Here is a 19182-nt window from a genome sequence, read left to right on the forward strand (position 1 = left end):
GTAGGGCATTGGACTTCGATTTACGGCGTCGACGTAATGATGACATTCGCTACCTGTTTCTCCCACGAATCCGTCCCCGACAGCTCGATCTTCAAATATTTCGTCCCAGTCGGCAGCATCGGCACCGGCGTATACGATTTGCGGTACCAATTGCTCCCCGTATACGTTCCCGGCGTGCTGACATGCGCGATTCTCGTCCAGTTGACATTATCCTGCGACGTATAGAACGCCACCCCGTCCCAGACGCTCGCATGGTAGATCGTCGCGTTGAATCCGGTCATATTGTTGACGTTGTAGACGAAGCTCTCGGTCGTGCCCGCACTGCGCTTCACGCGCGACGTATCTCCGCCGAAATAGATGCTGTTGGAAGAGTCCAGCGTAAGGCCGCTTGTATGAGAGAACGTCTTCGTCCAGTTATTAAGCGGATCGTTCAACTGCGTCTCCGCCGGATCGGCGGTCGATCCGTTCTGACCGACGTACGTCACGACGCTCTTCGCCGGGATGATCGTTTGCAGCGAGCCGCCGCTTGCCTGCACGTTGCGTCCTTGCGCCATGTTCAGCGTGCTGTCCGTCGTGTACGGCGTCAGCTTGCCCAGCGTGAAGCCGCTCGGCACGAAATTCAGCTCGGCCGAGGCGTCGCTGTCGTTTACCGCGACGATCGTGATTTTGCCTGTCGCCGGATCCTTATATGCGGACGTATAGACGCCAGACACCGGATTTTCCGTCGCGCCGATTCGCACGTAACCTGGACGGATGTACTTGCTGTAGCTGCCGAATGTGTAATATCGCTTGGTAAGCGCGTACGTGCTGGTCGCTTTGTCGACGTTAATCAGCCCTTCGTCGTTGTTGCCCGGAATGGCGCCCGTCCAATACAACCAGGCGTTGACGTTCGCTTTGGTCATGAAGTTGTGAATTTGCTTGGCGAATTTCAGCCCTGAGCCAATGCCCGGATCATAAGAATCGACATCCGAAACTTCGGTCATCCATACTTTCTTGCCTTTGGCCGCAGCTGTCGCGAACGGCTCGGTCGGCATCGTCGAATTGATAATCGGAATCGGATAGTTATGTCCGCCGACGATGTCGATGCGCTCCGCCGAGGCTGGGTCGTTGAGCGAATCTTTGACGAGATCTTCCGACCACCACGACGACTCGCCGACGATCACCTTCGTTCCCTGCACGCCTTGATTGATCATCTCCGGCTTCAAATAATCTTTCAGGAACACCTGGAAGTTCGTCGAATTCCACTCGCTCGAATCCCATGTCAGGAACGTCATCGAGTTCGGTTCGTTAGCGACCGACACGCCATACAGATCAAGGTTGAATTGCGACTTGTATTCTTTAATGAACTTGGACATGAGGGCTGCGTACTCATCGTAGTTCTCGCTCTTGAGCGAACCGCCGTTCGTCGTCGAATTGTTCGTCTTCATCCAGGCCGGCGGACTCCAGGTCGTGGCCATCAATTTGTTGACGCCTCTTGCCTTGGCCTGCTGCATCACCCACACTTGATCCGGTCTGGCGTTGAAATTGTATTGGCCCGGTGCCGGATTGAATTGCGGGAAGATCGCGCCCCGGAGAATCGACGCGCCAATCCCGGTGTCCTGGCGGAACAGCAAGTCCATGATTTGGCTGCGCGCCGGCTCCTGCAGATCATAGATCGCATCCGACCAGCCGGCCTGCGATACGCCGAAACCGTCGATCTCTTGTTTGACGTCGTTCCAATTGATTGCGACATTCGACGCCGCGCTGGCGGTACCAGGTCCGAACACCGGGGCTAGCATTAACACGCTGACGCCAAGACCGGTCAAGCTAAGCTTCTTGAACAAATTTCCGATCACTTCAATCCACCGTCCCACGATTCGTATTGTGAATCCCCCAAGTTACGCAATCGCTGTCCCTTCGCGCCCCCTCCCCTATGACCTGACATGGTCTTCACAGAGAGTATAAGCGTCCGTATTCTTCCCCTGCTACTAGGATGATGACTTCCTACTACGACGATCGTGACCGTGTTCGGCCGATTCGCGAAAGCACAAGAACAAGCGCCGTCTTGCGGTATTCCTCTGATGTAAAGGTCGGATTGAGAGATGATTTTTTTATCCATTCTATTCCTTTTCGAACTTATTTTGTTCGATAGGCTAGAAGGAATACATCTGCTCAAAGAGGGGAGTTACGGATGGAGGAGAAGAAGATCGCATTCGATTCGGGTTTGATTCCGTCTGCGTTAAGATGGCGGCGTCGGCGACCGGCACTACGATCTGGCCTGGGAGCTCTGGTCGCTACAGCATAATTTGAAGACCGATGCGTACGCGGACCATTTTCTGAACGGATATGGGAGACGTCAAGTCCACGAAGATAGCTTGCGTTTCTTCAGAATTTGATCCGGTTTGATCAGATTGTTATCCGTCAGCGCGATCGTTACTCGGGAATGAGAGGCTTTTTCTTCGTTAGGATACTATAACGTATAACAAAAAACGATTGCCGCCCGTAGGCGACAACCGTTTATTCGTCATGCGCGGAAATGAAAAGATGATTACCAGCCCGTGCGCGGGCGTTGAATGGAATCCGTCGCTTTATCAATGTCGATCATCATTTCTTTGATTCGGTCCAAGCCTTGCTGAAGCTGCTTCTGATGCGCGTCCAGCCGGTGGGCAATCGCGCGGATTTGCTCCTGCGACGGCGCGTACTGCGCGTTCGACATCTCGATGAGTTCCTTCTCCAACGCGTCAATGCCGATTAGCCCCGTGCCGAGAATTTCGATGCCGAATTTCGCTTTGTCCGCGATATGGTCGATTTTCGAGGCTGTTTCTTTCGCTTGGTTGTTGCCCCATCCGGACATGTAGTTGCCTACTGGCGGCGTGTAATCGCTCATGCGAGTTGCCTCCTCAATGTTGGTCGTGATTGCGGGTCGTTATTTCTGGTACTTATCGGTAATCTCGTCGATTTTATTCGTCAGCTTGTCGATTTCGTCGGTCAAGCTGTCGATTTCGTTCGTCAGTTTGTCGACGTCTTTGATGTTCTTCTGGACTTCGTCGATGTTGCCCCCAGCCGCGACGACTTTGGACATGACTTCCTGCGCGATCGACGTCACGAGCACTTGCACGTGATCCGGAGCGTTCTGGCCGACTTGCGCCACGAGGCGGTCGATCAGCGGCTTGATTTGATTCAAGGTTGATGCGGCATTCGTCAGCTCTCGACCACAGGAGTTAAGTTCGGAGTCGATTTTATCGGATACACGGTCGATCTTGGACTGTGTAATTTGATCGATGTCGCGCACGACTTTATCGATATCATTCGCCATTTCACGGACTGCGCCTTTGCCTACTAACATAGTATTCTCCCCCAGTTGGTTGACAGATTCTTGAATTCTTATTAATTATAAGGTGAAAAGGTTGCTGCATCAATTAAAAAACAGTTAAATTCTTAAATTAACCGAAGAAGAAATCAAGCACATTGGAAGCATTCGAGGAACGCCGATTGTAGAACTCCGAATAGCCGCAGTTGTTACAGTAAACCACGATAAATTCGTTTTTTTGGATATCGAACATTTTCGACAGTCCCGTGCCCGTCATTGCGACTTCTTTCGTACTCGCGTCACGGCTTCCGCATTTCAAGCAGCCTTTTTCGCTCATGGCATCACCCCTCATTTTTTACAATTTACGGAACCTTCGCTGAAAAGGTTTCGGAAGCGGCTCAGAAAATAATCGTGACCTCGACATCCTGCCAATTCGTAAAGGAATTTTCACTTCATCAACAGCGCAAAGAAAATGACGACATCCTGCAGAAAATGGATCGTTAGCGCCCAAAAGAAACCTTTCGTCTCAATCATGGACTTCGCGAGCAGCCATCCGATATAACCGGCCATCAACACCCCCGGTATCCCGCCCGGCGTTCCGAAATAATGCACGATCCCGAAAGTCGCAGCTGCCAATCCTTGAGCAGCATATGGCGAATAACCGAACCGATGGACCACGGCCACGAACGAGAACCGGAAGATGACCTCTTCCGAGAATGCATTCATGAGCGCAAATACCGCGATCAGCGAAAGCCCCGGGAATAGGTCCAGGCTAACCCGCTCCCCGTGAATGACTTGGAAATATATCACGACCGCGGTTACCGATGTAATGACGACCGCCATGTTCCTCCCCACGTTCTTCCACGTATCGGAAGCGTTCGCTTTAAGCCCGATCCACGGTTCGGGGCGAATGCGTCCATCCCGATTGCTGAGGTTCAAATACGACATTCCGGCTTTCCCGGTCATCGCAGCCACAATCGCAATCAAAATAAGAACCATTAGGACCACCGTAATCTGATAACTAATTTCCAAATTGTAGGATTCTTGTTCAAATAGCGCTATCGTAAGAGGCGGATTCTTTCGAATCCATAAGAGAGTCGGCGCGATTACAATCACGATCAAAGTAATGACGAAAAGAGGAAGCAAGCGGAGAAATTTATTCATCATGATTATCCCGCCCCCTATCCGTTCGGCGTAATACGTCCAAGGCATGCTCGCACCATTCGATCGTCATGCGTAGATAGCGCTCGCCGTAGTCGAGCGTAAGCAGCCAAAGCCGCGATTGCTGACCATCCGTTTCCGTTATCATCGCTTTGATTCCGGCGAGCACGCCTAGGAAGTGAAGGCTCGTTGCGCGTTCCTCCTCCAGATAAGCGACCATGTTTGGAATATGGCCCTCATCGGAGACGAAGATTTTCATCAGCAATTCGTTCCGCATCACGGGCTCCCCGGGCGCCTGCGTCAGCCAGGCATCCAGCTGCTCGACCCCTTGCGGCGTAATATCGTACACCTTCTTCTGGCGTCCGGTCGTCGTCTCTTCAACGATCGAGACCGAACCTTCCCGCTCCAGTTGCTGCAGGCTTTTGTGGATATGCCCGTAGGATTCATTCCAGAACAGCCCAATGCTCTCTTTCGAAAACTTGACAAGCTCGTACGCGCTCATCGGCTTGATCCGCAGTAAGCCCAGAATGGCGAAATGGGTGGTATTGATTCTTTTCATAACTGCCTCCCCGCAACATAATATATCTTTGAGATACATGTTATGTTCAGGATAAACCATTTTGTTCCAAACGACAATCCATTTTCGCAATCCTCTCCATGCGTTTGAACGACAAAGAAGGGCGGCGCCTATTTAGGCCCGCCCTTCAATCTGTCGATATAGCCGTCCAAATCACGCTGCATTGCTGCCCGTCTTAAGCCTGCGCTTGCTTGTACTCGCGCTCCAATCGTTCCTTCAGCGCATCGTTGCTCCCTTGCATCATCAAGCGGAGCTCATCCCACTGCGCGGTCGCATTGCGAATCGCGCCCAAGTCTTCCTCCTGGGCGTACCGCCCGATGTCGTCCAGCAGCGTGAGCGTGAGCGCTTCTTTTGCGTTGACGAAGCTCGCCTCCACGTTCGACGTCGTCCGATACTGCTCGTAAAACCGCTTCATCCGCTCGATCAGCGTCTCGCCGGTTGTTCCCGTCAATGTTGCCATTCCATCCCCTCCTCATCAGCACGAAATCGCAGAATCGATACTAATTTGCGCCGATTCCGGCAATTTCATCCGGAGGCGATTACCGTCCGATCCTAATGAGACGATCCTTAGTCCCTATTAGCGTTCCAGCTTAGAATCACTTGCCGCGTGCACACCGTCGATTCTTGCTTTCTCCCTGTACTCCGAAGGCGTAAGCCCGGTTGTCCGCTTGAATACTTGGGTGAAATATTTCGGATCCTGATAACCGACTAAGGGCGCGATCTGATATACCTTGACTTCGGTGTGACGGAGAATGTATTTCGCTTTGTCCATCCGATATTGCGTCAAATATTCCAGAAACGTGTAACCGGTCAGGCTTTTGAACGTCGCGCAAAATTGGCTCGTGCTGAGGCCTGCGACCTGCGACACTTCTTCGATGCCTAGGTCGTTCGCATAGCGAGCCTCCATATAGCGGATCGCCTTCTCGGTCATGCTTTTGGCATCCTCCTTGGACGGCTTGCCAAGCCCGCTCTTCATCAGCTCCGCGAACGCATGCTTGAGCTGCCCGATCCAATCGCCCGGCGACTGCGCTTCCTGTAGACGGACCATCAGCTCATGGAGCGAAGCTCCTTCGGCCGCCGGTTCATGTTCGAAACGCCTATACAGTCCGGCAGCCAAGCCAGCCATCACGCCACCGGCTTGCGCCTTGGTCAGGGCGCTGCGCTCGAAATAATCCCGCAGCTCCACCAGACCTTCGGTGAAGCCATCCACGTCCAGCAGCTGCGCGCACCGGGCCAACTTGAGCTCCAGCTCCTTGGGATATAGAACCGGCTCGGCCGCGGAGCCGATCAGCTCCTCCTCCAGAAACACCCGCCGGGATTCCGCGAAGAACTTCCGGTTCAGCGCCATGGTCGCCGCTTCGTAAGCGAGGCTGAGGCGATCCAGCCCTGAGACCGTGCCGCTGATGCCGACATGACAGCTCAGCTTGGCGTATACGCCGACCACCTGCGTCAACTCGGCGCCAAGCTCCCGTTTGGCATCTGCGGATGCATCGGGGAACAATAGCACCCACTCCCCGCTATGAAAGGGGAAGACGACAAGGCCGCCGTAACGGTCCGACCATTCCTCGATAATATTTCGGACCGCGAACGCCCATAGCTGCCGCTCTTCCGGGGACCATCTTCGATAAGCGTTCACATTGGGATCCAGCTGGATGACGACCATAAAGTAGGGCTGCTCGAGTTCGCTGCTCTCCAGCCAATGAAGCTGGGTAAGCGGTCTCGGCGTACCTTCGATCAGTTCGGCCAGCATCCGCTCCCGAGCCAGCATCGACAGCGCTTGAACCGAATGCACCAGCCGATCGTTCTCAAGACGCGAACTTTGCTGACGATTCAGCTTGTCTATGGCCCTTACGATCATCCCCGTCAATTCTTCATGGTCGATCGGCTTGAGCAAATAGTCGAACGCCCCTTGCCGCAGCGCTTCCCTGGCGTACTCGAACTCCCCGTATCCGCTGACGAAGATGAAGATCGGCGCAAGTCCGCCATCGATGACCTGCTTCATCATCGCGATGCCATCAAGCGTCGGCATCCGAATATCGCTTATAACAAGGTGGGGCGCATGCTCGCGCGCAAGCAGCAGCGCCTCCTCTCCGTTGCGCGCTTCGCCGACAATCGCAAGTCCCAGCTCCTGCCAAGGGATCGCGGCTCGGAGACTGCGAAGAATAAGCGGTTCGTCGTCCGCGATCACAACCTTGTAACGCTGTTCGGCCATCATTCCTCCGCCTCCTCTTCCGCCATATCGGCCGGACTTGCCGTTCGTGAAGTTCCCCGTATCATCCGCCAATACTGTTCGGATGCCGCGTCCAACCGCCTAAGCGCCGCGTCGGGGGTAACCGCGCCTTCCATAAGCTGTGCCACGATTTGGAGAAAGGCGCTATTCACCTCTGGCGCGAGCACGTTATCATAAGCCAGAAAGTCAAGACCGTCCTGCTCCACCAGCTCCATAACCTGCGCGAATATCGGACCTGCGCGTTCGTTGTCCACCGGGATGCGCATCGCCGGGATTCGGTAACCTTCGTAGACGAGCCTGCTTTGAATTTGGGGCGTATACAATCCCCGCAGCAGCTCGATCGCCGCTTCCTTCTGCTTGCCGGTCAAATTCGACGATAACGCGATGCCGAGCGTATAGCCGCCGGCCAGATCCCCCTTGCCCCCCTCTTCCATCGACGGGAAAGGCAGCACGCCTACTTCATCGCGAAACGAATCCGGCACGTTTCCATCCTGGAGCAGCGTAATATCCCAACTGCCGTTCACGTACATCGCCGACTTCCCGCTTGTGAACAATTCGATCGCCGACTCGCCGGACAGTTTGTTTGTCGTGGATGGGAAAGCGCCGCCAAGCGTCCAAGCTTCGAGCTGGCGGAAAGCCTCGATATAAGCCGGATTCGCGAACGCGCTCCCTTCCCTGCCTTGCGCGAGCGCTTCGATGCGGTCCGAGCCAGCGTATCCGTCCATCAAGTAATGCGCGTAAATACCTGCCGGCCATCGGTCTTGATTGCCGAGCGCGAACGGAACATACCCTTCTTGCTTCAACTTCGCGATCGCCTCGTTCAATCGCTTGACCGTGGTCGGCTCCGAAAGTCCCAGCTCCCGAAAGATCCGTTTGTTGTAGAATAGCGGCTCGGCGTGTCCCTCCAGCGGCAGCCCGTATAGTCGTCCATCCCGCGAGAATTGGCTGGCGTCCTTGAATTGACCTGACCAGCCTGCCTCCCTCGCGATGTCGGTCAAATCCATAAGCCGGTTCGAGCGGATGTACGGAACGATCTCGGCCCCCCCGAACAGGACGAATATATCAGGCGGCGTCCCCGCGACCATTTCGCTCTTGAGCTTGTGCTCCCGATGGATCGTCTGATCAATCCCTTCGAAGTTGATTTTGACATCCGGGTGGGACAACTGATACGCAGCTACCGCATCCTCGAAGATCCGCAAGATCGGCCGGTCGTGCTCTTTGATCCAGAAATGCCGGAACGTCAGCTTGATCTTCTCCTGCGGCGCCTGCTCGATCGGCTCGGCCTTGGCGGACACGACGACCAGCACCGCGCCCGCCAGCACGAGCGAGTACAAGAGCATCCAGCTCCAAGCTTGCCACGATCTCATGCCCCTCCCTCCTTCAAGAACTCGTCTTTGGGAATGCGAATCCGGATTGTCGTGCCATCATGCGGCGACGTGCAGATGAGAATGCCGTAAGACCGACCGAAGCGGATACGGAGGCGCTCTTGAACGTTGCGCAAGCCGACCCCTTTATCCTTGTATTTCGCCCGGACGCCTGCCGTCTCGTCGTTCGGCTGCTCCAGCACGTTCGGATCGAATCCAGGGCCGTTATCCGCGATATAAATATAGAGGCAGTCGCGTCCCTCCTCGGCATGGATACGGATCCACCCTTTCTCGCGCATCGGCTCGATCGCGTGATACAATGCGTTCTCCACGATCGGCTGCACGATCAGCTTCTGAGTGAGCTGCGGCTTCAACGAATCCGGCAGCGCAATCTCGAATTCGAATTGATCCTCGAACCGGAGCTTCTGAATGTGCAGATAGTGGCGCACATGTTCGAATTCCATGGCCAGCGGGATCAGCTCCTGGCTCTCGCTTATCGAGATCCGCAGCAGTTTACCCAGCGAGACGACCATCCGGCTGATGTCCTTGTTGCCCTGGAGCACGGCCATCGAATTGATCGACTCGAGCGAGTTGTATATAAAATGCGGGTTGATCTGCGACATGAGCGCCTGCATCTCCGCTTCCTTCTTGCGCGCCTGCTCGGTCTCCACCTGCACGAGCAGCTCTTGGATCTGGGCGCTCATCCGGTTGAACCCTTCGATGAGGCGGCCCGCTTCGTCCGTCGTCCGAAGCGGCGGGCGAATCGGCTTGAAGATCCGCTGTTCGACGCGCTTCATGCCGTTCACCGCGCTGTTGATCATGCCGACCAGCGGGAGCACGAAGAAGCGGTCGAACATGAGCGCAGAGAGCAGTGAGAACGCTACCAAAATTAACGCCGTGTTGCGGATCGGCTCGGACTCGGACCGCAGCAGCGCAAGGGGCGTGACGGCGACCCACATCCACTGCGGATTATGGGACGGCAAATAGGTGATGAGCGATTTCTGGTCGTCATAATGGTCGATATAGTGGTTATCGGCGGGCTCGTAGGCTTCATCCGACAGGAATGGAAAGTCGGCTCGGGCCCCCGTCGCCTCCCCTGACCGATCGTAGACGATGACGCCATCCTTGTTCACCAGCAGCATATCCCCCTGCCTGAGTGTGGCCGCTTCCCAGAATACTTGCTCCAAAATATCCGGCTTCACGCCCATGACCAAGTAACCGATATCCTCTAGCGAATAATAATCTTTGACGACTCTGGCGTGAATAAGGACCGGCTTGCCGCCGAAGCTGGAACCGTTCTCGCCCGGCCCCGACCAGATCGGCTTCCCTTCGGCTGCCTTCATCCGGCCGAACCATGGCTGGTCGCGGAGTTCCCCGAATGCTGAACCATTGTAGCCGAGCACCTGTCCCTCGTTCGTGAACAAGCTGAACGACTCGATCATCGGATGATTGATCAGCAGATTGATAATTTCCTGCCGCCGTTCGTATCCGGGGTCTTGCCCGCTTTGCTTAAGCGCCTGTTGGATGACGGGTTGGGTGATTGCCGCGCCCGATACGGCCGCAATTTCGTTCAAAGCGAATTTCAGCTTGCGGTCCGACTCCAGCAAGGAAATGCCGTAGAAGCTGCTTGACTTCGACTCGATCGCCTTGGAGAACTGCATGTAGGAGATAACGCCCATCGCAAGCACGGGGATGAATATGAGCAGAATGATCGCGAGCAATATTTTGCGCCTAAGCTTCATCGGTGCGTATACCTCTTTCCGCTGCGGTTTCCCTCAACATTCTCCGTATTCCCGGACATTTCCTGCGCTTTCGTCATGTTTTGTTAACTTTTCACAGCGCCGCTCGTCAAGCCGGTGATGAACCAGCGGCTGAACAGCAGGAACACGATGAGCAGCGGCAGCGTCGCCATGAAGGTGGCGGACATGATCATTCCGTAATCGAGCCCGTCCCGAACGGTGAACAGCTGCTGCAGCGCGATCTGAATCGTGAAGTGCTCGCTGTTCTTCAGCACGACGAGCGGCCAGAAGAAATCGTTCCATGTGTTCAAGAACGTGAATATGCCGAGCGTCGCCATCGCCGGGGTAATGACCGGAACCGCGATGTTCCAGAATATGCGAAAATGGCCGCAGCCATCGATGCGTCCGGCCTCGATCAGCTCGGTATGCACGGCCGCAGAAATATATTGGCGCATCCAGAAAATACCGAACGCGTTGACCATCGCCGGCACGATCAGCGCCTTGTACGAATCGATCCATTGCAGCTTCGCCATGATGACGTACGTCGGCAGCACCCCTAGCTGCTGCGGGACGAACAACGTGCCGATGACGAAGAAGAACAGCGGCGTCTTGAATCGGAATTCGTACTTGGCGAACGCGTAGCCGGCCAGCGTGCAGAAGAACAGCACCGACGCGGTAACCGATATGGAGACGATCGCCGAATTGCTAAGCGCTTGGAAGAAATCCGACTGCGCAAGCGCCCGCTTGAAGTTCGCGACGAATTGATCGCTCGGCGTAAGCAGCGGCGGCACATGGAATGCGCCGCTCTTGTCGCGGGTCGCGATAACGAACATCCAATAGAACGGGAATACCGAGAACAACGCCCCGACAACGAGGACGAGGTGATAGAAGAACGATGCAATCAAGCCGGGCTTATCCGCATTGCGGTTCGTGATGGCGGCTTTCATCATACTTGCTAAGCCCTCCCTTCCGTGTCGCCGCCCAGACGGTTCGACACCCACATGTTAATAACCGAGAACAGAATCGTAATGAGGAACAGCATGACCGCCGTCGCCGCCGCCGTGCCGAAGAAGCTGTTGCGGAACGCCTCGCTGTACAAGTAAATAACCATCGTGATCCCTTCCTGCCGGGTAGATCCCGTGCCCGATTGGCCGAGGAACACGTACGGCTCCGTGAACAGCTGCAGGCTGCCGATCGTCGAGAGCAGCACCGTGAATAGAATGAACGGCTTGAGCAGCGGCAGCGTAATGAACGTCATTTGCTGGCTCCGGCTCGCGCCGTCGATCCGCGCCGCTTCGTACAGATCCGTCGGAATGCTCTGCAGACCGGACAGATAGATAATGGCGTTGTACCCGGTCCACCGCCAGATCACCATGCTGGCGATCGCGATTTTGACACCCCACCAGCCGGAGTTCCAGGCGATGTTATCGAAGCCAAGCGTATTGAGCAGCCAGTTCCCCATCCCGTGATTGCCGTAGAACGTGCTGAAGACGAGCGTGACGGCCACGATCGACGTGATGTTCGGCATGAAATACAACACGCGCAGCCCCTTCTTCATCCGGGTCAAACCCGAATTGAGCATGACTGCGAGCACGAGCGCGATTGCCAGCTGCGGCACCGTACCCATCGCGCTGATCAGCAGCGTGTTGCCGAACGAGATCCAGAAGGTCGGATCTTCGATCACCCACTTGTAATTTTGCATGCCGACATAGGTCATCGGGCCAAGCGCGTCCCATTTGAAGAAGGACAAATAGATCGTAAAGACGATCGGATATAAGCCGAATACGGCGAATAGCAAGAAGAACGGCGAAATAAACAGATAGGCGGTCAGCTGGCTGCGGCGGTTCTCCGTCATCCACGGCCGTCTCTGCGGCCGCGCCGGCGCAGCCTCGATTGATCTCTCCATGGCACCCTCCAAATCGAAATCATTCCATAAACAAGCAGGCAGAGAATCAGCGGCTAACGCTGCTTCCCTGCTTGCCCGGTTCATCTTCTGTATCCGTTAACTGCGCTCGGCTAGCTTCTTCGACTGTGCGATCGCGTTCTTCCATTCTTCTTCCGGATCGGACTTCTTCTCCAGCACGTTCTTCAAGCCTGCCTTGATGAACGAATCGGTCTGATCATGCAGCGGACCGTAGAACATCGGCTTGACGCGCTCGGCCGCCTTGCCATACTCTACCGCCGTCTTCTGGCCGCCGAAGAAGTCGTCGGCGAAGTCCTTGAACGCCGGATCGTCGTACAGCACCGGAATCGACGGCATCAAGCCTTTCGTCTTGAACGTCTCCAGCTGGCGCTCTTGACTATCCAGCCACGAGATGAATTCGAACGCCTCCTTCGGATGCTTGCCTTCCTTCGGCAGCGAGAGGAACGAGCCGCCCCAGTTGCCCGAGCCTTCCGGAAGCTGGGCGATCCGCCATTCGCCGGCGGAGTCCGGTCCGTTGCTCTTGATGTTGCCTGCCATCCACGCCGGTCCCGGCAGGATGAGGAAGTCGCCGTTGTTCGTCGCTTGCCCCCATTCCGGCGACCAGAGCGCCCAGTTGCCGACCCAGCCTTCCTGAATGCCTTTGACGGTGAAATCGTACGCCTTCTTGATCTGCGGATTCGTCTCCGCGATGAGCGATTTGTCAGCCTTGCTGAAATAGATCTCGCCGTCCGACTGGTCGCGCAGCGCATTGTAGATCAGGTCGGTGCCGTCCACGAACGGCTTGCCCGTCTTCTCCTTGAACTGCTTGGCGACCTGCGCGAATTTATCCCATGTATCGATCGCCGCGCTGAATTCGGCCGGGTCGGTCGGCAGCCCCGCCTGCTCGGCCAAGTCTGTCCGGTAATAGACGACCGTCGGCCCGATATCGGTCGGCAGGCCGATCACGAAGCTGCCGTCCGCGGACGCGCCCTGCTTCCACTTCCACTCCAGATAGTTCGGCTGCAGCTCCTTGGCGCCCAGGTCGTTCAAATTGTGGAATTTATCCGTAGCATTGATGAACCGCTCCATGAAGCCGATCTCCAGCTGGAAGATATCCGGCGCCCCGGATCCGGCCGACAGCGCCGTCGTCAGATTGTTGTGATGCGCCGTCTGGTCGCCCGTGTTCTGCACCTTTACCTGAATATCGGGATGCTCGGCGTTCCATACCTTGACCAGATCGTCATAGCCGGTATTGCCGAGCGTCCAGAACGACAGCTCGACCTTGCCGGAGGACGATTTGCTATTGCCGCCGTTCGCGCTTTGCGTATTACCACCATTGGTCTCGCTGCCGCCGTTATCGTTCGTACCGCTGCCTTCGTTGTTGCCCCCGCTGCATGCTGCCAGCGAGAAGGCGAGCGCCGCGCTCATGAGCGGCATCGCCCACTTTTTGCTTCCTGTCATCGTTCGTCTGACCCCTCTCAACAATTGGTAAGCTTACACCCATAACTGTAAAGGATCGCTATACGTTTGATGAGGAGGCATTCTTCCGATTTGAGGTTGAAATTGTTCCGGTCGGCGAGAGTTTAGCGTAAGTCTGAATAACAAAAAACACGCCTGCGAAAGGCGTGTTCGTGGACGATAATAGGGTATTGCAGCCAATCTCGTCCTCGGCTACCCATGGAGAGTTGCCGCAACCGTGAGCGAACTGACTATTGGTGCTGCGATATGCCGTCAGCGACTTGGCGTTTCGTTCGCGACCACAAAACGACCGGAATAAGCAGCAGCGCGAGACCGCCCCCCGCAAATGATAGAATGGCGTAGCTCGACTGGGCGACCACGATGCCGGACAATGCGCCGCCCGATGCTCCGGCCAACGCGATCAGCACGTCCAGCGTTCCTTGCACCTTGGCGCGGCCGGATGGTTCGGTCGCATCTACGATCAGAGCCGTTCCGCTAATGAACCCAATGTTCCAGCCGAGTCCAAGCAACGCAAGAGCAGCGATCAATAGCAGCATGGAATCGGCTGGCGCCAAAGCGGCCAGCAATCCTGCCAGCAGCAGCAACCCGCCCGCCGTCATCGACATGACCGTCCGGCCCAATTTGTCTACTAGCACTCCCGTCACCAGTGACGGGAGATACATGGAGCCGATATGGATACCGATGACCATTCCCACGTCTCCCAAGCTATGTCCATGATGCTTCATATGAATGGGTGTCATCGTCATGATGGCGACCATCACGACCTGGGTCAGCACCATGACGGACGATCCGACGACTAGCCCTCGATTGCCCGATGGCGAAGCTCCTTTCTCAGCTGCCTTCCGCCCTAGCGGCTCGAAAACATCTGCCATTTGCGCTGCCGCAAGCAGAGGGTCCGGGCGAAGGAAAATATACAAGACGCCGCCTGCCAACAAGAACGCGGCAGCGGCCAGCATAAATAGTCCCGTCATGGACGGCAATCCGGCCGCCGTCGCCCATCGGCCAGTCACATCCACGAGATTGGGACCCGCGACGGCGCCGAACGTGGTCGCCACCATCGCCATGCTGATCGACTTCGCCCGTTGATCCGCCCGGGCTAAGTCCGTTCCCGCGTATCGCGCCTGCAAGTTCGCCGCTGTTCCCGCTCCATAAATAAATAGTGAGACGAACAACAGGAAGGCATTATCGTATGCTGCGGACACGATAACCAAGATGGCGCCTATGCCGCCAACGAGAAATCCTCCGGCCAGTCCCAATCGGCGCCCGTAGCGCTGCGAGAATCGTCCCACCAGCAAGGATGCAAAGGCGGCGCCGATCGTAAGCAATGCGGATGGAAGACCTGCGAAGCTCTCCGTGCCAAGCATGTCTTGTGCCAGCAACGCGCCTACTGTGACGCCGGCTGCTAAGCCTGCGCCGCCAAAGAACTGCGCGATCACCACGATGAGCAACGATCGCTTATATAATCGCTGACGCAGCTTACGGACTTCGGCATCTCCTTGAGGAGTCTGTCGTTCATGCACCATGCGTGCATCACCTTCCATTTCCGCTCGAATAGAACAAGTCTAATATGACGACGAGCTTCTCATCAACGCCCCGGTCTCTTGAAGAGCTCGCGCGCGCGTTCGACCTTGCTTCTGATCACGCATTCTTCGGGATGATCATTAATAAGCCCCATCGATTGCATGAAGGCGTACATGGTGGTCGGCCCCACGAACTTCCAGCCTTGTTTCTTGAGAGCCTTCGACAGGGCGACCGATTCGGGCGAGGTCGTCACGGTCCGAGGCGGAGCAAGCTTGTCCTTGTCCGGTTCGAAACGCCAAATATAAGCGGCAAGCGAGCCATCCCGTTCGACAATGGCCTGTGCCAGCCGCGCGTTGTTCAGAACCGCTTCGATCTTGCCCCGATGCCGGATGATGCCTTCGTTCTGCAGCAGCCGTTCCACGTCGTGATCGGTATAGCGAGCGATCTTGTTGAAGTCGAAATGATCGAACGCCTCGCGGAAGTTGTCGCGCTTCACGAGGATCGTACGCCAGCTAAGCCCAGATTGGAAGCCTTCCAGACTTAATTTCTCGAACAGGCGGGAATCCTCTTGCACCGGGAACCCCCATTCGGTATCGTGATAGTCGAGCAGTTCCTGGCCGCCGGCGCACCAGCGGCAGCGTGGTTGTCCATCCGGACCCGTTACGATATCGCTCATCTCATTTCTCCTTGTATGCAAACTAATGATGCAAATATGCGAAGCTCGTATTCTCGTTGCAGGTTAGCACATACGTTCGCGTTTTGTCAAAAACATGTTACGAGATGTTCGCCACGAGAATTGCGATTCCTATGCTTGTCGCACTTTTACAATACAGTCAGCCTGTCCTCTGTTTTTCTAATAGGGAAACCTAATTTTCAAGGAGGCGTATGACATGCACAAATTTTCAATGGTCGCGAAATTCATTGCCAAACCCGGCGAAGCCGATAGACTGGCGCGCATCCTGCTGGACGCAAGCGCTTCGCTGCAAGCCATTCCGGCATGCGAAGCCTACATCATCCACCGTTCGGATACGGAAGCCGATACGCTGTGGGTGACCGAAATATGGACAAATGAGGAAGCGCATGCGGAATCGCTCGCGCAGCCTGAGACTCGAGCGGCAATCGCGGAGGCGATGCCGTATATCGAACGCGTCGAAGGTACGAAAATGCGGCCGCTTGGCGGCAAAGGGTTAATTTAATCGGGTTATTCGAATTGACGCCTAACCGGTCCCTCAGCGTGGCCGGCGTACAGGACGAATTCCTGTGCGTGGCGTTTACGTCCACCATTTTCCATGGAGCTGGAACGAGGGCTGTCGATCTTGCAATAGATTGTGTTCGTCGAACCGAATCAAGGCTTAGCTCCCTGCCGGGGAACCAAGCCTTGTTCACTTGCCGCATACAAGTAGCGTCATCCACCCGTTCATTCTTGCTTGCGCCGCGCAAAAAATTCGGACAGAAACTGATAGAACAACTGCTCTGCCGGAAGCAGCTTGCGCTGCGTCGGACAGATGACCCCGATGGTCCGGGTGACTTCGGGATCGACCAGCGGAATCTTCACCGTGGCATGCGGAATGTTATCTACCAAGGTTACCTCCGGCATAAGCGCGACTCCGAGGCCGGCCGATACCAGCCCTTTCAACGCATCGATATCATCGCCTTCGAATGCGATGTGCGGCGCAAACCCGATCTCGCCGCATGCGTTCCATACGATGTCACGGAAGATCGTGCCTTCCGGCAAGGTGACGAATGAATCCTCCCGCAGTTCCTCCAGCCGGATGCTTGTCCGATCGGCAAGCCGATGATGGATAGGCAAGAGCGCCACGATTCGTTCAGTGAACAGCAGCTTGGATTGAATCGCCTTCTCGCCGGTTGGCAGCGGGGCGATCAAAGCGAGGTTGAACTCGCCGCTTGCCACGCCTTCGATCAAATCGCGGTAGAGCCCCTGCCTCATCTGAAACTTAGCCTCTGGATACCGCTTGCGAAACGCATAGATCGCCGTCGGCAGCACATGCGCCGCCAAGCTGATCGGGAATGCGATGCGAACGACCCCCTTCTCCGGCTCCAAATATTCCTTCACTTCACGTTCAGCCTCATCGATCATGTTCATGATCTGCTCGACGCGCGCAAGCAAAATCTTCCCGATCGGCGTCAGCTTGACTCGACGTCCCGCACGGATGAAGAGATCGACCCCTAATTCGCTCTCCAGCTGAAAGAGCTGCCGGCTGACGGAAGACTGCGCGACATGCAGCGCATTCGCCGCATCCGTGACGTGTTCCCGCTTGGCAACCTCCATAAAGTATCGCATTTGCCTCACTTCCACCGGTATGATCCTCCACTTCATGCATTTAACGCATCAACTCGATGTTATCTGAATATTGAAGCGATCAATTCTTAAATACTAATATTAAACTACGATCGGAAAAAGAGGAACCGATATCTGCACCATCCACCACGAAGGAGTGTATTCATGCGTTTAGTAGAGGAAGCCGTACAAGCGAATTCGCAAGAGGCGCATCATTACGTCAATCGCGTATTCGAGACTGTGAAGAACCGTAATCCCCACGAAACGGAATTCCACCAGGCTGTAAAAGAAGTGTTTCTCTCGCTCATCCCCGCACTCGCCCACAATCCGGCTTATGTCGAGCATGCCATCCTCGACCGGCTGGTCGAGCCCGATCGGCTCATCTCGTTCCGTGTGCCTTGGGAGGACGACAACGGCCAGGTGCAGGTGAATCGCGGATACCGCGTCCAATTCAGCAATGCGATCGGGCCCTACAAAGGCGGCTTGCGCTTCCACCCGACCGTCAACTCCAGCATCGTCAAGTTTCTGGGATTCGAGCAAATCTTCAAGAACGCATTGACGGGGCAAGCGATCGGCGGCGGCAAAGGAGGCTCCGACTTCGATCCGAAGGGCAAATCGGATCGTGAAATTATGCGCTTCTGCCAAAGCTTCATGACCGAGCTGAGCAAGCATATCGGGGCGGATACGGATGTACCCGCAGGCGATATCGGCGTCGGCGCCCGGGAAATCGGTTATATGTTCGGACAGTACAAGAAGCTCGTCGGCGCCTATGAAGCGGGCGTGCTCACCGGCAAAGGCATCGGATACGGCGGAAGCCTCGGCCGCAAGGAAGCGACCGGCTACGGAGCCGTCTATTTCGTAGAGCATATGCTGAAGAACGCGGGCTATGAATTCAACGGAAGCACGGTGGTCGTGTCAGGGTCGGGGAACGTCTCGATCTACGCGATCGAGAAAGCGATGCAGCTAGGTGCCAAGGTCGTCGCGTGCAGCGACTCCGGCGGCTATATTTATCATGAAGCCGGCATTAATCTGGCGACGATCAAACGGTTGAAGGAAGTCGAGAACCGGCGCTGCCGGGATTACATCATCGACCATCCCGATGCGGTCTATGTCGAGGGCTGTTCCGGAATTTGGACGATACCGAGCGATATCGCGCTGCCTTGCGCGACGCAGAACGAGATCGATAAGGCGTCCGCCGAGCTGCTCGTTCGCAATGGCGTTAAAGCCGTCGGCGAAGGCGCCAACATGCCTTCTACCTTGGAAGCCATCGACGTCTTCCACGCCAATGACGTGCTGTTCGCCCCTGCCAAAGCCGCCAATGCGGGCGGCGTATCCGTCTCGGCGCTGGAGATGGCTCAGAATAGCGCGCGGCTGTCGTGGACGATGGACGAAGTCGACGTCAAACTGCGGCAGATCATGAGCAATATTTATAATGAATGCATGAACGCTTCCGAGAAATACGGCGTGCCGGGCAATCTCGTCATCGGCGCCAACATTGCCGGATTCGTCCGAGTGGCGGATGCCATGATCGCGCAAGGCGTCTAATCATTCATAACCAGTACCTCGTCGAATAAGGAGCATGCCGCCGCGGCTTGCTCCCTATTCTCTCTACATTGCCTG

The 19182-nt window shown here is 55.8% G+C and carries 18 protein-coding genes; 2 read left to right on the plus strand and 16 right to left on the minus strand.

The features are described from left to right. Nucleotides 1-20: 20 nt before the first annotated feature. The 15 genes from ACFFSY_RS20155 to ACFFSY_RS20225 all read right to left on the minus strand — a co-directional run bounded on the left by ACFFSY_RS20155 (nucleotide 21) and on the right by ACFFSY_RS20225 (nucleotide 15939). Nucleotides 21-1835 carry a glycoside hydrolase family 30 protein gene (locus ACFFSY_RS20155; protein WP_377497368.1) on the minus strand — a complete coding sequence of 605 codons (1815 nt, stop codon included), beginning with the start codon at nucleotides 1833-1835 and terminating at the stop codon, nucleotides 21-23. 692 nt (nucleotides 1836-2527) lie between these two features. Continuing rightward, entirely contained in the window at nucleotides 2528-2866 is a 339-nt protein-coding gene (locus ACFFSY_RS20160) for a hypothetical protein (protein WP_377497370.1), read from the minus strand. A gap of 39 nt (nucleotides 2867-2905) precedes the next feature. After that, complete coding sequence (locus tag ACFFSY_RS20165; protein ID WP_377497372.1) at nucleotides 2906-3325, minus strand: hypothetical protein; 420 nt, start codon at nucleotides 3323-3325, stop codon at nucleotides 2906-2908. A 97-nt stretch (nucleotides 3326-3422) separates the two neighbouring features. Continuing rightward, a complete protein-coding gene (locus ACFFSY_RS20170) occupies nucleotides 3423-3626 on the minus strand; it encodes a zinc ribbon domain-containing protein (protein ID WP_377497374.1) in 204 nt (67 codons plus the stop codon). A gap of 110 nt (nucleotides 3627-3736) precedes the next feature. Then, nucleotides 3737-4288, minus strand: coding sequence for a CPBP family intramembrane glutamic endopeptidase (locus ACFFSY_RS20175; RefSeq protein WP_377497377.1), 552 nt, complete (start codon nucleotides 4286-4288; stop codon nucleotides 3737-3739). Between the two features lie 157 nt (nucleotides 4289-4445). Further along, entirely contained in the window at nucleotides 4446-5009 is a 564-nt protein-coding gene (locus ACFFSY_RS20180; protein WP_377497379.1) for a PadR family transcriptional regulator, read from the minus strand. Nucleotides 5010-5202: 193 nt separating this feature from the next. Next, nucleotides 5203-5487, minus strand: coding sequence for a hypothetical protein (locus ACFFSY_RS20185; RefSeq protein ID WP_377497381.1), 285 nt, complete (start codon nucleotides 5485-5487; stop codon nucleotides 5203-5205). A 117-nt stretch (nucleotides 5488-5604) separates the two neighbouring features. Then, nucleotides 5605-7242: a response regulator gene (locus ACFFSY_RS20190; RefSeq protein WP_377497383.1), complete on the minus strand. Its 1638-nt coding sequence runs from the start codon at nucleotides 7240-7242 to the stop codon at nucleotides 5605-5607. Next, nucleotides 7239-8624 (minus strand): extracellular solute-binding protein, encoded by a 1386-nt coding sequence (locus ACFFSY_RS20195; RefSeq protein ID WP_377497385.1) that lies wholly within the window; start codon nucleotides 8622-8624, stop codon nucleotides 7239-7241. Before ACFFSY_RS20195 ends, ACFFSY_RS20190 begins: the two co-directional genes overlap by 4 nt. Then, the gene (locus ACFFSY_RS20200) at nucleotides 8621-10363 is read right to left on the minus strand and encodes a sensor histidine kinase family protein (RefSeq protein ID WP_377497387.1); all 1743 of its coding nucleotides are present in this window, start codon (nucleotides 10361-10363) and stop codon (nucleotides 8621-8623) included. The genes ACFFSY_RS20195 and ACFFSY_RS20200 overlap by 4 nt, the downstream gene beginning before the upstream one ends. 83 nt (nucleotides 10364-10446) lie before the next feature. Beyond that, nucleotides 10447-11310: a carbohydrate ABC transporter permease gene (locus tag ACFFSY_RS20205; RefSeq protein ID WP_377497389.1), complete on the minus strand. Its 864-nt coding sequence runs from the start codon at nucleotides 11308-11310 to the stop codon at nucleotides 10447-10449. A 5-nt stretch (nucleotides 11311-11315) separates the two neighbouring features. Next, entirely contained in the window at nucleotides 11316-12266 is a 951-nt protein-coding gene (locus ACFFSY_RS20210; protein WP_377497391.1) for a carbohydrate ABC transporter permease, read from the minus strand. Nucleotides 12267-12362: 96 nt separating this feature from the next. After that, nucleotides 12363-13724 carry an ABC transporter substrate-binding protein gene (locus ACFFSY_RS20215; RefSeq protein WP_377497393.1) on the minus strand — a complete coding sequence of 454 codons (1362 nt, stop codon included), beginning with the start codon at nucleotides 13722-13724 and terminating at the stop codon, nucleotides 12363-12365. A 248-nt stretch (nucleotides 13725-13972) separates the two neighbouring features. After that, nucleotides 13973-15265 (minus strand): MFS transporter, encoded by a 1293-nt coding sequence (locus tag ACFFSY_RS20220; RefSeq protein WP_377497395.1) that lies wholly within the window; start codon nucleotides 15263-15265, stop codon nucleotides 13973-13975. A gap of 62 nt (nucleotides 15266-15327) precedes the next feature. Beyond that, nucleotides 15328-15939 (minus strand): DNA-3-methyladenine glycosylase I, encoded by a 612-nt coding sequence (locus ACFFSY_RS20225; protein ID WP_377497397.1) that lies wholly within the window; start codon nucleotides 15937-15939, stop codon nucleotides 15328-15330. A 214-nt stretch (nucleotides 15940-16153) separates the two neighbouring features. Here ACFFSY_RS20225 and ACFFSY_RS20230 point away from each other — a divergent pair, with 214 nt between their 5' ends. Beyond that, nucleotides 16154-16459, plus strand: a complete 306-nt coding sequence (locus tag ACFFSY_RS20230) for a putative quinol monooxygenase (protein ID WP_377497399.1) — start codon at nucleotides 16154-16156, stop codon at nucleotides 16457-16459. Nucleotides 16460-16680: 221 nt separating this feature from the next. Here the strand turns inward: ACFFSY_RS20230 and gltC are convergent, their stop codons facing one another. Next, nucleotides 16681-17580, minus strand: a complete 900-nt coding sequence (gene gltC, locus ACFFSY_RS20235; RefSeq protein ID WP_377497401.1) for a glutamate biosynthesis transcriptional regulator GltC — start codon at nucleotides 17578-17580, stop codon at nucleotides 16681-16683. A 147-nt stretch (nucleotides 17581-17727) separates the two neighbouring features. On the opposite strand from gltC, the gene gdhA reads away from it, so the two are divergent. After that, the gene (gdhA, locus tag ACFFSY_RS20240; RefSeq protein WP_377497403.1) at nucleotides 17728-19107 is read left to right on the plus strand and encodes an NADP-specific glutamate dehydrogenase; all 1380 of its coding nucleotides are present in this window, start codon (nucleotides 17728-17730) and stop codon (nucleotides 19105-19107) included. Nucleotides 19108-19182: the final 75 nt, after the last annotated feature.

The sequence above is a fragment of the Paenibacillus aurantiacus genome, assembly GCF_042431225.1.
In the GTDB taxonomy this organism is placed as follows: Bacteria; Bacillota; Bacilli; order Paenibacillales; family Paenibacillaceae; genus Paenibacillus_Z; species Paenibacillus_Z aurantiacus.

Excerpts from the sequence above, each read along its gene's own strand:
- ACFFSY_RS20160 (WP_377497370.1), bottom strand. The coding sequence starts at position 2,866 with ATGAGCGATTACACGCCGCCAGTAGGCAACTACATGTCCGGATGGGGC.
- ACFFSY_RS20165 (WP_377497372.1), bottom strand. The coding sequence starts at position 3,325 with ATGTTAGTAGGCAAAGGCGCAGTCCGTGAAATGGCGAATGATATCGAT.
- ACFFSY_RS20170 (WP_377497374.1), bottom strand. The coding sequence starts at position 3,626 with ATGAGCGAAAAAGGCTGCTTGAAATGCGGAAGCCGTGACGCGAGTACG.
- ACFFSY_RS20175 (WP_377497377.1), bottom strand. The coding sequence starts at position 4,288 with ATGGTTCTTATTTTGATTGCGATTGTGGCTGCGATGACCGGGAAAGCC.
- ACFFSY_RS20180 (WP_377497379.1), bottom strand. The coding sequence starts at position 5,009 with ATGAAAAGAATCAATACCACCCATTTCGCCATTCTGGGCTTACTGCGG.
- ACFFSY_RS20185 (WP_377497381.1), bottom strand. The coding sequence starts at position 5,487 with ATGGCAACATTGACGGGAACAACCGGCGAGACGCTGATCGAGCGGATG.
- ACFFSY_RS20190 (WP_377497383.1), bottom strand. The coding sequence starts at position 7,242 with ATGATGGCCGAACAGCGTTACAAGGTTGTGATCGCGGACGACGAACCG.
- ACFFSY_RS20195 (WP_377497385.1), bottom strand. The coding sequence starts at position 8,624 with ATGAGATCGTGGCAAGCTTGGAGCTGGATGCTCTTGTACTCGCTCGTG.
- ACFFSY_RS20200 (WP_377497387.1), bottom strand. The coding sequence starts at position 10,363 with ATGAAGCTTAGGCGCAAAATATTGCTCGCGATCATTCTGCTCATATTC.
- ACFFSY_RS20205 (WP_377497389.1), bottom strand. The coding sequence starts at position 11,310 with ATGATGAAAGCCGCCATCACGAACCGCAATGCGGATAAGCCCGGCTTG.
- ACFFSY_RS20210 (WP_377497391.1), bottom strand. The coding sequence starts at position 12,266 with ATGGAGAGATCAATCGAGGCTGCGCCGGCGCGGCCGCAGAGACGGCCG.
- ACFFSY_RS20215 (WP_377497393.1), bottom strand. The coding sequence starts at position 13,724 with ATGACAGGAAGCAAAAAGTGGGCGATGCCGCTCATGAGCGCGGCGCTC.
- ACFFSY_RS20220 (WP_377497395.1), bottom strand. The coding sequence starts at position 15,265 with ATGGTGCATGAACGACAGACTCCTCAAGGAGATGCCGAAGTCCGTAAG.
- ACFFSY_RS20225 (WP_377497397.1), bottom strand. The coding sequence starts at position 15,939 with ATGAGCGATATCGTAACGGGTCCGGATGGACAACCACGCTGCCGCTGG.
- ACFFSY_RS20230 (WP_377497399.1), top strand. The coding sequence starts at position 16,154 with ATGCACAAATTTTCAATGGTCGCGAAATTCATTGCCAAACCCGGCGAA.
- gdhA (WP_377497403.1), top strand. The coding sequence starts at position 17,728 with ATGCGTTTAGTAGAGGAAGCCGTACAAGCGAATTCGCAAGAGGCGCAT.